11 protein-coding genes are annotated in these 15,563 nt (G+C 45.2%); 4 read left to right on the forward strand and 7 right to left on the reverse strand.

What is annotated here, in order from left to right; translation table 11 throughout:
- The 4 genes from QUA80_RS11270 (at position 1) to QUA80_RS11285 (ending at position 3,281) form a co-directional block, all read left to right on the forward strand.
- A complete protein-coding gene (locus QUA80_RS11270; protein ID WP_333424143.1) occupies positions 1-498 on the forward strand; it encodes a PepSY domain-containing protein in 498 nt (165 codons plus the stop codon).
- Between the two features lie 126 nt (positions 499-624).
- The gene (locus tag QUA80_RS11275) at positions 625-1,392 is read left to right on the forward strand and encodes a hypothetical protein (protein ID WP_333424145.1); all 768 of its coding nucleotides are present in this window, start codon (positions 625-627) and stop codon (positions 1,390-1,392) included.
- Positions 1,393-1,570: 178 nt separating this feature from the next.
- Entirely contained in the window at positions 1,571-2,326 is a 756-nt protein-coding gene (locus QUA80_RS11280) for a hypothetical protein (RefSeq protein WP_333424147.1), read from the forward strand.
- A 190-nt stretch (positions 2,327-2,516) separates the two neighbouring features.
- Positions 2,517-3,281 carry a sulfite exporter TauE/SafE family protein gene (locus QUA80_RS11285; protein ID WP_333424149.1) on the forward strand — a complete coding sequence of 255 codons (765 nt, stop codon included), beginning with the start codon at positions 2,517-2,519 and terminating at the stop codon, positions 3,279-3,281.
- A gap of 208 nt (positions 3,282-3,489) precedes the next feature.
- Here the strand turns inward: QUA80_RS11285 and QUA80_RS11290 are convergent, their stop codons facing one another.
- The 7 genes from QUA80_RS11290 to QUA80_RS11320 all read right to left on the reverse strand — a co-directional run bounded on the left by QUA80_RS11290 (position 3,490) and on the right by QUA80_RS11320 (position 15,492).
- Positions 3,490-4,800 carry an NF041680 family putative transposase gene (locus QUA80_RS11290; RefSeq protein WP_333424151.1) on the reverse strand — a complete coding sequence of 437 codons (1,311 nt, stop codon included), beginning with the start codon at positions 4,798-4,800 and terminating at the stop codon, positions 3,490-3,492.
- Between the two features lie 479 nt (positions 4,801-5,279).
- The gene (locus QUA80_RS11295; RefSeq protein WP_333424153.1) at positions 5,280-5,963 is read right to left on the reverse strand and encodes a phosphatase PAP2 family protein; all 684 of its coding nucleotides are present in this window, start codon (positions 5,961-5,963) and stop codon (positions 5,280-5,282) included.
- A 125-nt stretch (positions 5,964-6,088) separates the two neighbouring features.
- Positions 6,089-7,348, reverse strand: a complete 1,260-nt coding sequence (locus tag QUA80_RS11300; protein ID WP_333424154.1) for a HAMP domain-containing sensor histidine kinase — start codon at positions 7,346-7,348, stop codon at positions 6,089-6,091.
- An 85-nt stretch (positions 7,349-7,433) separates the two neighbouring features.
- Positions 7,434-8,111, reverse strand: coding sequence for a response regulator transcription factor (locus tag QUA80_RS11305; protein WP_333424156.1), 678 nt, complete (start codon positions 8,109-8,111; stop codon positions 7,434-7,436).
- A 330-nt stretch (positions 8,112-8,441) separates the two neighbouring features.
- Positions 8,442-11,561, reverse strand: a complete 3,120-nt coding sequence (locus QUA80_RS11310; RefSeq protein ID WP_333424158.1) for an efflux RND transporter permease subunit — start codon at positions 11,559-11,561, stop codon at positions 8,442-8,444.
- Positions 11,562-11,846: 285 nt separating this feature from the next.
- Entirely contained in the window at positions 11,847-13,775 is a 1,929-nt protein-coding gene (locus tag QUA80_RS11315) for a heavy metal translocating P-type ATPase (protein ID WP_333424160.1), read from the reverse strand.
- Between the two features lie 331 nt (positions 13,776-14,106).
- Positions 14,107-15,492 carry an MFS transporter gene (locus QUA80_RS11320; protein ID WP_333424162.1) on the reverse strand — a complete coding sequence of 462 codons (1,386 nt, stop codon included), beginning with the start codon at positions 15,490-15,492 and terminating at the stop codon, positions 14,107-14,109.
- Positions 15,493-15,563: the final 71 nt, after the last annotated feature.

A 15,563-nucleotide genomic window follows, 5' to 3' on the forward strand; every position in this document is an offset into this window, starting at 1 on the left:
ATGAAAACCTCAACACAAATCGCTCTCGTGACAGCTTTAGTCGGTACTTTAGGGTTAAGTGCATTAGTCCGAACTGTGTACGCCTTGCCAACACAAACTCAGGTTGCCGTCATGCCCGATCGCACCAGCGCCAAATCAGTACCTGAAGCCAGTGATGGCGATGGCGAAACGAACGACGATGCGAAAGAAAAGCAAGAATCAAGTCGCCTGCAATCTCTGGCTAAAATTACACCCGAACAGGCGCGATCGGCTGCGGAAGCTGCTAAAGGCGGTACAGCAAATAGTGTCGAATTAGAAAACGAAAACGGCAGCGTTGTGTACTCAGTCATTATCGATCGGCAAGAAGTAAAGGTAGATGCTGGTAACGGTAAAATCCTCTCCACGCACAACTTAAAAGCCGAGAGCAATGAAAGCATTTATCCCCACAGCAGCATTCAAGTTTCCGAGGCGGCTGGTGGCGATAGCGATGGGGAAACTAATGATGATGCCAAGAAGTAAAGCTCAAACAAATTCGCTTTCTTTAGGAAACAAATAGAGTAGGGGCGGTGCTCTGAGTGCCCGCCCTTACTCGGGCAAATATCCCAAGTCTAGAACACTCAATGATAAACTCAAAAGAGAAATCTTATGAAGAAGATACTAAACAGGGTTCCAGAGGTTACAGGTTCCTTCTGGATTATTAAGGTTCTGGCAACTACAGTAGGTGAAACTGCGGCTGATTATCTATCAGTAAACCTGAACCTTGGTTTAAGCGTTACATCCTATGTTATGAGTGGGGTGTTACTGATTGCGCTTTTAAATCAGTTTAGGCTGAAACGGTATGTGCCAGTGATTTACTGGATTGTAGTCGTTTTGATGAGTATCACTGGCACACTGATTACCGATAGATTGGTAGACGAGCTTGGAGTTAGTTTGATTACAATAAATATAGTTTTTTCTGTTGTTTTAGCTGTGGTTTTTGCGCTTTGGTATTTAAATGAAAAGACATTAGCTATGCACTCCATCAACACAGCTAAAAGAGAGCTATTTTATTGGGCTGCAATCTTATTTACGTTTGCCTTGGGTACGGCAACAGGAGACTTGCTAGCAGAGGCTTTGAAGCTTGGTTATGCACAATCAGCATTATTATTTTGCCTTTTAATTGGGATAGTAGCCGTTGGTTATTATTACTTCAGAATGAATGCGGTCTTGGCATTTTGGATAGCTTATATCTTGACTCGTCCGCTTGGAGCATCTACTGGCGATTTATTGTCACAACCTGCTAAAAATGGTGGTTTTGGTTTTGGTACGATCGGAACGAGTATGCTTTTTCTTTCTATAATCGTCAGTCTGGTTATCTACTTAAGCCTTAAGCAAAAGAAACTAGCCCCAATGCCGATCGACCAACAGGACTGATTAGCGATCGAATCACGCGAGTATAGTTACTGTTACAAGTCACCTAAGCGCGGGCAATTGTTTCACGGTGCAATTGCCACATTACCCCTGGTAAACACAAATGCGATCGATCTTTCCAAGTTCTTGACATTTGTCCTCTATAGTGAAACTGCAAAAGTACGATAACTCGATCGCAACAATGAGCAAACTTCCACAAATCACTGCGTTCTTTTGGATAATGAAGATATGTGCAACCACTCTGGGAGAAACAGCAGGAGACCTTTTATCCATGACGTTAAACGTGGGCTATGCGGTTAGTTCCATGATATTGATTGGAGTGTTCTTAGCGAGTCTTGTATCTCAATTGATGTCGAAAAACTATAACCCATTGCTTTATTGGACTGTCATCCTTTCAACCAGCACGGCCGGTACAACAATGTCAGATTACATGGATCGTACTTTAGGGCTGGGCTACGCTACAGGGTCTGCGATTTTAGTTACTATTCTCTTGGCTATTTTGGCATTCTGGCGATTCAGTATTGGCTCTCTATCTGTTAATAACGTCAAAACGCCTAAAGTAGAGCTGCTTTATTGGACGGCAATTCTATTTTCAAATACTTTGGGTACTGCCTTGGGAGATTTCCTAGCCGATACTTCTGGACTCGGATTTGCAGGAGGAGCGTTCCTAATTTCTAGTTTGCTTGCCTTAGTATTGGCAGCACATTATTTTACCCAAATTTCCGCAGTCTTGTTGTTTTGGGTGGCGTTTGTCCTAACCAGACCCTTTGGTGCAACACTGGGGGATGTTCTGACAAAACCACACGAAAAAGGTGGCCTAAATTTTGGTACGATCGGCTCATCTATAGTGCTTTTGTCAATACTTGGAGTCTGTATCGCGTTCACAACTTTCAAGCAGAGAAGACTAATCGCGCCTGAGACTTCTAGCAATGAATGATGTAGTATCAAATTAGAAAAGGTTTGACTCTCATCTAAGTTCTGCCTCGTAGCAAAATTTGGGCGATCGGCCCGCTAGGGCGTGTTTTCAAACTTTTTAATCAGTTTCAAAGATTATATTATATATGCAACTCAAGCAATGGCGAGTGGAATGCCCGAGCTGACCTCGAATTAAGACATAAAGTTGATTTATGACTTCACTACCTTGGTTTCTAGAAGTGCTGGTTGGATCGGGAATGGGGTTTTGTTCTGGACTGTTTGGTTTGGGTGGAAGCTCGATCGGCACCCCGATTTTGCGGTTATTAGGATTACCTACGTTAATTGCGCTGGCAAGTCCGCTTCCCCTGACTTTACCCAGTGCGATCGGGGGCGCGATCGCGTATCGAAAAGCTCACCTGATTCATTGGCGAATTGCGTTATTAACAAGTTTGTGGGGTGTGCCTGGAGTGCTTATCGGAGCTTGGCTGACAGAGTTTCTTCCCGGGCTTGTGCTGATGCTTTTGACCGCAGTGTTCATTCTAGGAGTAGGATGTTATGGATTAAGTGGATTGCGCAATCAAACGCCGCCCGATCGCGCGCAGTTACGGGAGCAAATTATTCCTTACTGGTCGCCCCTTTTAGGGTTAATTAATGGATTACTGGCTAACGGGGGCGGGCTGCTGCTCGTTCCGCTCTATCAACTTGGAGTTGGACTGGAACTCCGCGCCGCCTTAGCAACTTCGCTTGCAACTGTGACTCTCATGGCGTTGCCGGCGACGATCGTTCATGCAGTTTTAGAACACATTGATTGGGAACTGACTGGATGGTTAGCCATCGGAGTTTTTCCCTTTACTTATTTGGGAGGTAAATTGGCTTTACATCTCCCTAGTCTGATTTTGACTCGTCTCTACAGCCTATTTTTAATTGCATTAGCCCTTTATTTTGGCTACACAGAGATCGCCAGCATGATGCCATAATATATCGACCATATAGACCTGCTCTCAAAATTAAAAATGGTATCTTAGCGAAACCAGTGAATCTGTAGGCAATTAACTTAATATATAGCAACCGCCAAGGCTGTTAGGAAATTTATGGTCATTTACTGGAGTTTAGACTAAGACCAAACAAAGGGGCGCATTACTTTCGATTGAATGCACGAAAAGATGAGCGAGCGAAAACTTCAGATTAAGGGGACTTTTTGGTGGTTTTTCTCGGACGAGAAAACCCTTTTTTGACCACAGGATATCGAATAGAGGACTGTCGTTTTTTCCCTTTAATCCAACCGTCCGATTTACCTCGCACTTTGGGAGCTCGAGCTGGTGTGCCTAACAGGGCTAAAATGCTTCCAAAAGATTGAGCTACCCGCCCAGGGGTGAGTTTGACCAGAGATTTCTGCCACGGCAAAGGGCGCCCGGCTACCAAGTTACGGGCCAACCATAATTGCCAAGTAACAATCGGCATCAAATCGCTCCAACGGTCACATTGAGCGGGTGTACTTAATTGAGGAACTGTCCAATGCAGGCGATTTTTAGCAAAACGATACCAGTGGTCGATCGCAAATCTTCGTAAATAGAGTCGCCAAATTTCTGTGACAGCAGGCATTTTTAACCCGACAAACGCCAACCACATCGGCTTGGCAATCCTGGTAGAGCCATCAGCAGCTAGTCGCTCCACCAACAGAATCGACATCTCATGATTCGGGGACAAGCGAAAATGTAAATTGTGCCACACCCGTATTCGCAATTGACCTAAATCTGGGTCATCGATCTCAACTTGTTGTGCAGGATTTCTCCAAGTTGTAGAGTCATTGAGTTTGAATCGCTCGCCGTGGATTTTAGGTCTACCTCGGCCTCCATAAGCAGGCGGTGGTCCCCACAAACATAAATTCGACCGCAGGCGCATCAGTTTATCGACCGGCAATTCTGCCGTTTGATTGACAAACGGCGCACAGCCGTATTCGCTGTCCCACAACGATAGTGCTCTTGACGGCAAGTGAGAACTGACACTCGATAATTGTTGAACAGCCTGAGAAATTGGACTGTCCCAACTGGTGATTCTCTCATGTAGCAGTGGCAGGGCCCAACTTCCGGTGTCTTCAGGTATCCACGCCAATGTACTGTAACCGTATCCCACAGTTACTGGGCGACCTCCCAGTTGTGATGGAGAATGTTCGTAAGTACGTTCTTTCAGTGTTTTAGCAAACGGCCTCGACCAACTCGTATGGTCGCCTGCAAGGACAATTCGTTCCGATCGCGGCAGTTGTTGGATGTAAAGTTTCATTAATTGCGATCGATCGGGTCGAGTATCTTGTAGTGCTTCGTAGACACTCGGCCATTGACGGCGAAACACGCAAGATAATGATAAGTCGGCTAAACTTTGAGCTGTTCTGGTCAACAAGAGCGCATCCATTAATTCAAAGGTAGCATCTTGCGCTTTGCATAGATTCTTGTAGATGGCTTGACGAAATTCTTGCAATTGAGTGACAACATTATTCATAGCGGTCGATCGGGGTTGGTGAGACTTCTTCGATTGTCCGTCATCCGGGTCAATTCATGCGTGAGCTGACCCGGTATTTTTGGTTGGTGCGCATCACTCAAGAACACCGTGCGCTCGCAGAGTCGTCAACAGCGATCGAACTATTTTTGTAACTTTAATCCATTCGGTGCGTCCGCATTAGTTTTCCCACGCCCGATGCCAACAGCCAGCCACTAAGTTCAAATGAACGTCAACGGTCGCTGGCCTGAGTTTAATGGTTGAGCCTCATGGCCGATCGCCAGCGACCGTTGCCGTTCAAAAATGCAGTGACGATCGCGCTTTTAGATCTACTTAGTCTAAACTCCAGTCATTTATCCATGAGCGGAGTCGAAGGGAGCGATGACCAAAGCGCTTTGGCGACTGCTATAAACCCGCGTCTTTTCTGCTAGATGGTACGTCACAAACAAACTTGATATTCGCTAAATTTTAGCCAAGCAATACTAGACTTGTCTGGTTTGCAACTTCAGCATTGTGATGCACAGCATCAGCCAAATATAGCCGACTCCGTAGCCAGCAATTATATCTGTCGGCCAGTGTACTCCTATATATATCCGACTCAGACCAATAGCAGCGATCGTAATAACAGCTAGAGTATAGATAAATTTGGAAAACTTGGGAAAGCGAGCAGAAAGCAGGTAGGCTAGAAACCCATACATGACAAAACTTCCTAAAGCGTGACCGCTAGGGAAACTAAAAGATGTTTCAGAAATTAAACTCGGAAAAATATGGGGACGAGGTTTAGCAAAAACTAACTTCATGCCGCTATTCAGAATCAAGGCTCCCAAACAAGCAATGGCAAAAATTTTAGCTTCCGATCGGTGATGCTGCCACCAAAGAATTCCCAATGTGACTGCTACAATAACTACTACTACACTGGGATTGGCAAGCTTAGTAATTGTCAGCATCACAGCATCTAAACTCGGATTCGCATACCCGTGCAGCCAGTACATAAAAGCAGTATCAAAGCCAAAAGCTTCTTTTTCTAATACTTCTTCAAACAGCCACGCTAAAATAAAAACAATCGACAGACAACTGGCAAGTCCAACAACACCAATTGTCACGATTAAAGTGGTTATATGAGGGTTGATATGCTGCACCCAAAACTGGTAAGACTTGCGTAACATAATTAAAAAAAATCCAACAACTTAAAATGTATAGCTTCTCAAATTATTTGTCAATAATTTGCGAGATTTATAAACAATTAACAACACAATTATTTTAATTTAAAAACAGTTAAAATTTTAGCAAATTAATACTCCGACCGATCGGATACTTTAACAGATGGCAATCGCACGGTGAAGCAACTACCAACTCCTACCTGACTGGTGAGGGTAATTGAACCACCGTGATTTTGGGCAATGGTTTGGGCGATCGCCAATCCCAAACCCGAACCCCCTGCCCAATAGGAACGAGATTTATCCGCCCGCCAAAACCGTTCAAAAACCAGTTTAATATGCTCTGGTGCTATCCCCGCACCCGTATCTCGCACCCTAACAATTAAATAAGAACTAACCGAGTTAGCTGTAACTTCAACTGTTCCTCCTGACAGCGTATAGTGGAGTGCGTTTTCCATTAAATTGGCGAACAGCCGTGTCAGTTGTCCCGCATTTCCTAGCAAGTACATATCCCCGTCAATCTCAGACTTGAAATCAATTTTTTTAGCACAGGCTTCAGGCTGATACAGCGATAATAAGTCAGACAAAATTGCGCTTAAGTTGACCGAAGATTCGCGGACTTCGCAATTTTTTTCAGCCCTAGCTAACAGCAGTAAATCTTCGGTCAGGCGCGTCATTTGATTGGCAGCACTAACAATAGCTTGGAACTTTTCTGTATCTGATTTTCTCATTTGCTCTGGATACTTCAATGCTACTGCTGCATTACTTTTAATCGCCATTAAAGGACTGCGGAGTTCGTGGGAAGCATCAGCCGTAAACTGTTTTAACCGTTGAAAACTCTCTTCTATTGGCTGCATGGCTTGCCTAGTTAAAATTACTCCGCTAAATCCGCTTAGAATTAAAGCTATAATAATACTACTCCCCAGTACCCAATCTAATTTAGTTAAAGTTTCATCTAGTTCTTCTAAAGATTGACTGACTCTTACATACCCAATAATTTTGCCATTATCGCTCCCAATAATTGGCAATATAACGGCTAAAATACTGAGTTTTTCCGTCTTAAATTGCATCGGATTTATACTCGGTGAGAACGGTAAGTTTAGTACAATATTTCCTTGCTGTAAAACCGAGTTTCCGTTCGTGTCAAACCACTGCAAACCTTGATTTTTATGAATCAACTGTTGTACAATAAAGTCACTTTCAACTTTGAGGCGTCCATTTTCAAATTCTGCATTAGTAGCGGCTCCTTGCCCTAAAGCAGTCAGTCTGTCTGTTAGCTGGTGGGTGAGACTGCGCGCGAACAAAAGCCGAACCCCAGCGGCAAAGATGACTAAAATCGAGGTAAATACTGTCAGATAAGATAACAGCAAACGCCAGCGAATTTTGGTAAACATAATTGGACAAATCTGCAACGATCGGTAGAAGATTCATGATTTATTTGTGAAAGATTAGAAACCCGGTTTCTGAAATCTGAGATTTTCAGTTAGTGCCGCTGAGACGATAACCAATTCCATAAACTGTTTCGATGAAATTTTCTGAACTTCCGGCTGCTTTTAGCTTGCTCCGCAAATTTGTAATGTGAGTCTTGACAGTTCCTTCTCCAGAGGAGCGATCGAAATCCCACAGTTTATCTAAAATTGCTGTACGGGTCAAAACTCGATCGGGGTTTCTCAAAAAGCATTCTAATATCATATATTCTTTGGGAGTTAAAGATAAAGGTCGATCGCCATAGGTGACGGTGCAGCTACTGGGATTGAGTTGTAAGTCGCCGTGGCTTAAAATCAGCGGCTTGGTTTCAGGAATTCTGCGAGATAAAGCTCTGATTCTTGCTGCTAATTCTTCTAATTCAAAGGGCTTAACTAAATAATCATCAGCCCCCGCATCGAGTCCGACGACTTTATCTGAGGTTGTATCCCGTGCTGTCAGCATCAAAATCAGAGCGTTGGACTTAGCTGCACGCAGACGCTTGCACAGCGCAATTCCATCTAATTTTGGGAGCATCAAATCTAACAAAATTAGGTCATAATTAACTGATTGGATGTAATCCCAACCTTCGATGCCGTCACTCGCTATATCGACGGCATGGTTTTGATGCCTTAAATCTTCTGCTAGAGGTTTGGAAATGCGATCGTCGTCTTCTACTAGCAAAATTTTCATAGGTTTGTGCTAAAATAGTCAATATTTATTAGATATCTGCAAAAAAGTCAGTTTTGAACAGGCAAGATGCCTGTTCCACAATAATTATATCATGTCCGCCTAATCGCTTACGATATGTCATTGCGAACGAAGTGAAGCAATCGCAATGTTTCTGTGATTGCGAACGGAGTGAAGTAATCACAAGTGTTTAACCGGACATGATATTAGCGGTTGAAACCTGTTAACCTCACATTCAAATGTGGCGAAGCGCCCGTCATTTTAATTCGAGGTTAAACTATACAAACCCCAGGACGCCTGCGCGGACTAAGAGATGGAAATCAGGGTTTAAAATCAAGCGTCAAAACTTGGATTAATAGTCTTATTTTCAGTTAATACACTCGTTTTATTAACTATAAACCTCCCGAACTGAGAATACAAAGCTGGCAAAACTAACAGCGTTAAGGCAGTAGAAGTAAACAATCCTCCCAGCACTACAACTGCTAGCGGTTGCAAGATTTCTTTGCCCGCGCCGCTGCCAATTACTAAAGGAACCATCCCCAAGGCAGATGAAAGAGCCGTCATCAAAATAGCGACTAGCCGCTCCATAGAACCCTCAACGATGACTTTCTGCAAAGGCATACCATCTGCTAACTTGTTGTTATAGTTATCAACTAACAGCAATCCGTTGCGGGTAGCTACACCGAATAATGTGATGAATCCTACCATTGATGCGACTGAAATAATCCCGCCGCCTAGCGCAACTGAAATCACACCGCCGACTAATGCTAAGGGCAAGTTTATCATGATCGTGGCAGTAGCTGGAATTGTTTTAACGGCAAAGTAAATCAGTACCGCGATCGCGACAAAGGCTAATAAGCCAGCCACAATTAATGTTTGAGTTGCTTGTTCTTGAGCCTGAAATTGCCCGCCGTACTGAATGTAATATCCCGATGGCAATTGCACTTTTTGTTTTACTTGGCTGCGAATATCAGCGATGACAGAGCCTAAGTCTCGCCCTTGGACGTTAGCAGAAACGACAATTAGTCTGGATACATTTTCACGGTTGAGGGTGTTGGGGCCGGTGCCGTAGTCAACTTTAGCAACTTGTGCGAGGGGAATTTTCTGTCCGCTGGGAGTATCAACTAACAAATTGCGGATAATATCAAGATTGTGCCGATCGCCCTCATTGAGCCACACAACTAAGTCAAACACTTGCTGTTGCTCTAAAACTTGAGAAACGACTCGCCCGTTGAGAGCAGTTTCAATGATTTCTGCTAAGTCGCCTACCGCCAAACCGTAACGAGCAGCAGCGGTACGGTCAAACTTAATTTGTACCTGTTTGATGGGGACTTGCTGCTCTAATTGCAAGTCTACAACAGCGGGAATTTCTGTCATACTGGCTTCTACTTGTTTGCCGATCGCCCTTAATTGTTCCAAGTCAGGTCCGAATATCTTAACAGCGATCGCACTTCTGACTCCCGACAGCACCTCATCCATCCGATGCGAGATAAACCCGCCAATATTAGCCGCAACGCCCGGTATTTTCGCATATTCCTTTCGCAACTTTTCGATAGTCGCTTCCCGGTTTTTCACCCCCTGTGAACTAATCTCTACATCCATTTCTCCAAAATTCACACCGCCGACATCGCTATCGCCTGGAGCACGTCCAGAACGCAAAGCTAAAGCTTCAAAATTATCGTCATTTTTCAAGGCATCCTGAATTGCAAAACCCACCTGATTTGTCGCATTTAAAGACTCACCGGGATAGAGAGAAGTAGCAACAATCAAACTGCGTTCCTGAAACTCCGGCAAAAACACTCGCCCCAAACTAGGTAAAATCACCATCGAAGCTACAAAGCCCACAACAGCTATTACCAAAACAATTTGAGGGAAGCGGATAGAAAACATTAAAGCTGGGCGATATAATTGGTGAGATTTGCGAGCAATCCAAGTTTCATCTGGGGGCAAACGGCGATCGACTAATAGCAAAGCGCACAGTGCCGGAGTTAAGGTTAACGCTACCAATGTAGAAGCAATAATTGATAGTAAATAGGCCACGCCCATCGGCGTAAAGATTCTACCTTCCACGCCTGATAGTGCGAAAATTGGGGCAAAGACTACGGCAATAATTACTGTTGAAAATAACACGCTGACCCGCACTTCAACGGAGCCATTAAACACGACATCTAGCGGCGGAATCGGTGTTCCTGCTTGCTGGTTTTCCCGTAGGCGGCGGTAGACATTTTCCATGTCAACAATGGCATCATCTACTACCGAACCGATCGCCACAGCAAGTCCCCCCAAGGTCATCGTGTTGATGCCTTGTCCTGTCCAATCTAAAATCATCATTCCCAGCAGCAAAGACACTGGGAGGGCGCTGAGGCTGATGATAACGGTGCGCCAGTTCATTAAAAATAGAATTAGTACGATCGACACAATGATGATGCCATCCCGAAGAGCATCTCTCACGTTTTCAATAGAAGCTTCAATAAAATTTTCCTGCCGAAAAGTGACAGTAACCTCGACATCTTTAGGCAAACTCGGTTTAATTTCCTCCATCGCCGCCTCAACAGCCTTCGTTACGGTTGGAGTATCAGCAGCAGGCTGTTTGTTGACTATGACTATAATCGCTTTCTTGCCATTTAAGATGCTGTCGCCGCGTTGGAGTGCTGCACCGATTTTCACGTCAGCTACTTGGCTCAGCAGCACTGGTGTGCCATTTCTGGCTGCGATCGCAGATTGTTTCAAATCCTCGATCGACTCAATCCGCCCCACGCCCCGAATTAATAATTCTTGGTCGGGACTAATTAAAAATCCGCCCGGAGCATTGACATTTGCTTTTTTAACTGCTTCTGTAACTTGTTGCAATGAAACATTAAATTCTTTCAGTTTGTTAGGTTCTACTAAAACTTGATACTGGCGTTCTTCACCCCCAAATATCACAATTTGAGTGACGCCTGGAACTGCTAAAAAGCGGTTTTTCACTTGCCAGTCCACAATTCGCCGCACTTCCATTAAAGGTGTCGTATCTGTAGTAAAAGCATATTTAATGGTGGCTCCCAGTGGAGAGCTGATGGGAGAAATTTGCGGGATTTCTACGCCTTGAGGAAGTTGGTTTTGCGCTTGCTGCAACCGTTCTGTTACTAACTGGCGGGCGCGGTAAATTTCGGTATCCCAACCAAAGATGACTTTGACGACAGAAATGCCTACAGCAGATGAGGAGCGTACTGTTTCTACTCCGGGAGTGCCGTTAATCGCACTTTCTATGGGTCTAGTGACTAGAGATTCGACTTCTTCAGGAGCAAGTCCTGGTGCTTCGGTTTGAATTTCGACTTGGGGGGGAGCAAAGCTGGGAAAAACATCGAGCGGCATTTGTGTCAAAACTCGCAATCCCCAAAGGGTAATCAGGATGGAAGCAATGACAACTAGCCACCGTTGAGCGATCGACCATTTGACAATAGAATTAAGCATTTTAGATTGGGCAGGACTAAAGTCAACTGTCACACTTAAATCAGCTTGTAGGGTGTGTCAGACGAAGTTACTGCTTATTGAGAGTTTCATTCTCTGACGCACCCTAACTCTATGTACCCGTTGCGTAAGTCCTATAGGGCTGTAAACGCTAGTCCCTAGCGGCTATTGACCGCAAGGTACTCTCCTCAATCTCACACGCGAAAATGAAATCAGAATGAAATCTGTTAGGTGTATCAATTTCTTTTTTTAGGTGGGTTGCCCCCAGCATCTGAATCGCATAGCCGTTTAATTTCTCAACAATCGCAGACCACTCAGCGTCACAAGCACTGTAGAACCCTCATGCCCAATGACACCTAAAGGCATGGTAATATTGCCAGTAAAATTGGCAAATAATAGCAGGACAATGAAACTGAGAGCAAAGGCAATGTTTTGTTTGACGATAGTCTGAGATCGGCGACCTAAGCGAATCGCTATTTCTAATTTTTCTAGGCTGTCTGCCATCAAAACTACATCTGCTGTTTCCAAAGCTACATCGCTACCACTAATTCCCATTGCAATCCCTACGGATGCCTGAGCCAAGGCAGGAGCATCGTTGATGCCATCTCCCACCATTGCCACTGTTTGATACTTTTGTCGCAATTGCCGAATTACGTTGACCTTATCTTCCGGCAGAAGTTCTGCATATACTTCATCTACACCAATTTCTTTGGCAATAGTTTGGGCTGTACGCTGATTATCGCCCGTCAGCATAACGATTTTTTCTATTCCTAATTTTTTGAGTTTAGCTAGAGCGAATGCTGCCCCTATTCGTACTGTATCAGCGACAGCAATTAACCCCAACGCACGTCCTTCTAAGGCAACCCACACGACTGTTTTTCCTTCTTCTTCCCATCGTTGGCTTAGTTGAATTAGTGCATCTGGAAAATAATCGCTCTGTTCCCGAACAAATGCTGCTTTGCCAACTATAGCCTTTTGGCGATCGACTTCTCCGACAATCCCCTGTCCGATGTGCGCCTGAACGTTAACGGCTTGAGTCCATTCTAAATGTCTAGCTTGAGCCGCTTGGACAATGGCATTGCCAATTGGATGCTCAGACAAACTTTCTATGGCGGCAGCTATTTGAAGCAATTTGCTTTCAGACTGCTGGTTCACTGCCATCACTTCGACTACTTGAGGTTTGCCAGTGGTAAGAGTACCTGTTTTGTCAAATGCGATCGCTTTAATTTTCCCCATTGTTTCCAAGTGAGCGCCACTTTTAAATAAAATGCCATTGCGAGCGCCATTGGCAATGCCTGACAGTAGGGTTGGCATAATTGCTGCCATCAATGCACAGGGAGAGGCAACCACTAAAAAAACTAGCGCCCGATAAATTGTAGTTTCCCAGTTCCAATGCCATAAACATGGAGGCACAATTGCTAATAGTAATCCTGACAGCACAATTACTTTAGCGTAGCCCCGCTCAAATCCTTCGATAAACTGCTGCGACGGGGGAGTTTCAGTCTGTGCTTGCTCTACAAGCCGGATTACTCGTTGAATCAAGCTACTTTCTGGCGATTGATGTACCTTGAGTTTTAACGCTCCGTTGCCGTTGATAGTTCCGGCAAAGATTTCATTTCCGACTGTTTTCTCAAATGGCATGGATTCTCCGGTGATGGAGGCTTCGTTGAGGGTGCTGTTACCTTCAATAATCAATCCATCGGTGGGAACCAGTTCTCCCGGTTTTACTAATACTTCAGCGCCAATTTGTAGCGCCGAAATAGGAATAAGTTGCTCACTTCCATTGAGGAACACACGCGCCGTATCGGAAGTAAGCTTCATCAGGCTTTTGATGCTGCGCTCAGTGCGTTGCATCGCATAGCTTTCAAGTGCACCGCTGATAGCAAAGATCAGAATTAATACGGCTCCATCGACGATTAGGTAATACTCGCGCCGCCATAATCCTAAGCTAGCTGCACCCAAGGCGGCGACAATCATCAGCAGATCGACATCTAGTTCTTTTTCTTGAAATAGTGTGGTTAATCCCTCACGGGCGCTTTCGTACCCGCCAATGACATAGGCGGCGGGTAGAATCAGCAAGCTGAGTCCAATCCAACCCCAGTGTAGTGTTAGCCATCCCAGAAAGACGAGAAGACCGCAGATAGTGGCTGCGATCGCATCTGGATGTTCCTTAAATAATGCAGGGAAGCGAGGGTTAGAGAGGGTTGGGGAAGACATAGGGGTAGTCAGCCGTAATAGACGACTATTTGACTCTAAACCTTGACATCAGTGTCAATGTCAAGTGTATTTGTGCATTTTATAAAAATGTTGGTAAGTAAGTGGACATAAATAAGTGTTACCTGACGGGGGGGCCAGAAACCCGGTAACTTTTGCGAAACCGGGTTTCTATATCTTCGGTTTATTTATGTCTACCTACTTAATAGAACCCTAATAAGGCGTTGCTGGATACAGGTATGAATTCAAGATTTCGCGATTGCTATAAGCCAAGTAGGGTGAGTTTTGTAACTTCCGATAAAAGTTGATTCATACCGTAAATCAGCAACGCCCCCTAATAACTATGAAGATGGTGAAGATCGCTTTTGTAGGGGTGCGAATGGCGCATAGCTAAGTGTTGATGAGAATGGCTATGGGGTTCGCCTACAAATCCTTCGGGATGTTCGTGCTGATGGTGTTCTTCATGGAGGTGTTCGTGTTCGTGCCACATACTTTTATGCTCGTGTTCGCGTTCGTGCTGCTGGGGTGAGAGGGTGAGTTGTACCGCAACTAGCAAGACTAAACCAACCAAGCTGCCGTAGAGGAATGTGCGATCGCCAAAGTTACTTCCCAGCCAGCCAGCCAGCGGGTAGGAAAGTCCCCACCACAGGTGACTCCAGGCAAAGTGTGCGCCATAAACTCGTCCTTGGGCATCAGCAGGGATGCGATCGGCAATCAAGGTTTGGGCGGGTAAATTCACCAAGTTTTGCCCCATACCTGCTACCAGCCATAGAATCATCAGCGGTGCTAGACCTACATAGTTTGCAGGCAATAAAGCTAAAGTTACAAGAGCCGCACCAAGCAGCATAAATGTTGTACGTGCCAAGCGTTTGCTCGCAGCACCGAAGGCCACTGCTGAAATAGTCGCACCAATTCCAAAAGCAGCCATTACCCAGCCGTACTCTACATTTCCCAGTTTGAGGGTTCCCTGAACGTAACCAACAGTATTCACCAAAATTTGTGCTCCAGCAATGGATGCAACTAACTGCATTGCTAAGGCATAACGAATTGGGGCATCCGTGAATAGGCGCTTTGTGCCGTTTTTGATGTCTCGCCACGTTCTGCCCTTTGTAGCTGAGTTGGATGGACTCGGCTGGACTCTTAGCTGGCCCGGTAGAGTCAAGATCAATACGGCTGCAATTAGGAAAGTCAGGGCATCTAGGAAGAAAACCTGTCTTGCCCCAATCAGTGCAGCCACGCCCCCAGCGATACCGGGACCGAGTACCCCTAGCAATTGGTAGGTGGCGGAAGAAAGTGCGATCGCCTGGGGGTAATCATTTTGACCCGTTACTAGGGGAATTGTTGCTTGGTAAGTGGGCGTGAAGAAGGCATTAAAGACGTTGAGGGAGAATATTAGTGCGTAAATTTGCCAAATCTGCGTCACAAACGGCAACAGGCTGACAATCAGCATTCGCGCCAGATGAGTGATAACGAGTATTTTTTTGCGATCGAGGCGGTCGGCGATCGCGCCAGCTAAGGGAGAAAGCAAGACAAACGCTGCGATCCGCAGTGTCAGCGCCCCGGAAAGCACAACGGCACTCGTTTTTCCAGCCAACTCGAACGCGAGTAGAGCTAGACCGACCCAGGTGAGTGCATCCCCCAGCAAATTCGTGGTTTGGGCCATATAGAGGCGCGCAAATACGGGCTTTCTAAGGCTGCGGAAAGGCGTAAAGGCATTCATCAGTTTTCCTTAATTTGCATGTAGTGGGGGACTGTCAGCTAGTTGTGCTTTAGCCAAGTTAAAATCGTCAT

The organism is Microcoleus sp. F4-D5 (assembly GCF_036704885.1).
Taxonomy (GTDB): domain Bacteria; phylum Cyanobacteriota; class Cyanobacteriia; order Cyanobacteriales; family Microcoleaceae; genus Microcoleus.

What these genes read in the sequence shown, in the direction of transcription:
- QUA80_RS11320 (WP_333424162.1), bottom strand. Translation starts at nt 15,492, where the DNA reads ATGAATGCCTTTACGCCTTTCCGCAGCCTTAGAAAGCCCGTATTTGCG.
- QUA80_RS11300 (WP_333424154.1), bottom strand. Translation starts at nt 7,348, where the DNA reads ATGTTTACCAAAATTCGCTGGCGTTTGCTGTTATCTTATCTGACAGTA.
- QUA80_RS11310 (WP_333424158.1), bottom strand. Translation starts at nt 11,561, where the DNA reads ATGCTTAATTCTATTGTCAAATGGTCGATCGCTCAACGGTGGCTAGTT.
- QUA80_RS11315 (WP_333424160.1), bottom strand. Translation starts at nt 13,775, where the DNA reads ATGTCTTCCCCAACCCTCTCTAACCCTCGCTTCCCTGCATTATTTAAG.
- QUA80_RS11270 (WP_333424143.1), top strand. Translation starts at nt 1, where the DNA reads ATGAAAACCTCAACACAAATCGCTCTCGTGACAGCTTTAGTCGGTACT.
- QUA80_RS11295 (WP_333424153.1), bottom strand. Translation starts at nt 5,963, where the DNA reads ATGTTACGCAAGTCTTACCAGTTTTGGGTGCAGCATATCAACCCTCAT.
- QUA80_RS11285 (WP_333424149.1), top strand. Translation starts at nt 2,517, where the DNA reads ATGACTTCACTACCTTGGTTTCTAGAAGTGCTGGTTGGATCGGGAATG.
- QUA80_RS11290 (WP_333424151.1), bottom strand. Translation starts at nt 4,800, where the DNA reads ATGAATAATGTTGTCACTCAATTGCAAGAATTTCGTCAAGCCATCTAC.
- QUA80_RS11305 (WP_333424156.1), bottom strand. Translation starts at nt 8,111, where the DNA reads ATGAAAATTTTGCTAGTAGAAGACGACGATCGCATTTCCAAACCTCTA.
- QUA80_RS11275 (WP_333424145.1), top strand. Translation starts at nt 625, where the DNA reads ATGAAGAAGATACTAAACAGGGTTCCAGAGGTTACAGGTTCCTTCTGG.
- QUA80_RS11280 (WP_333424147.1), top strand. Translation starts at nt 1,571, where the DNA reads ATGAGCAAACTTCCACAAATCACTGCGTTCTTTTGGATAATGAAGATA.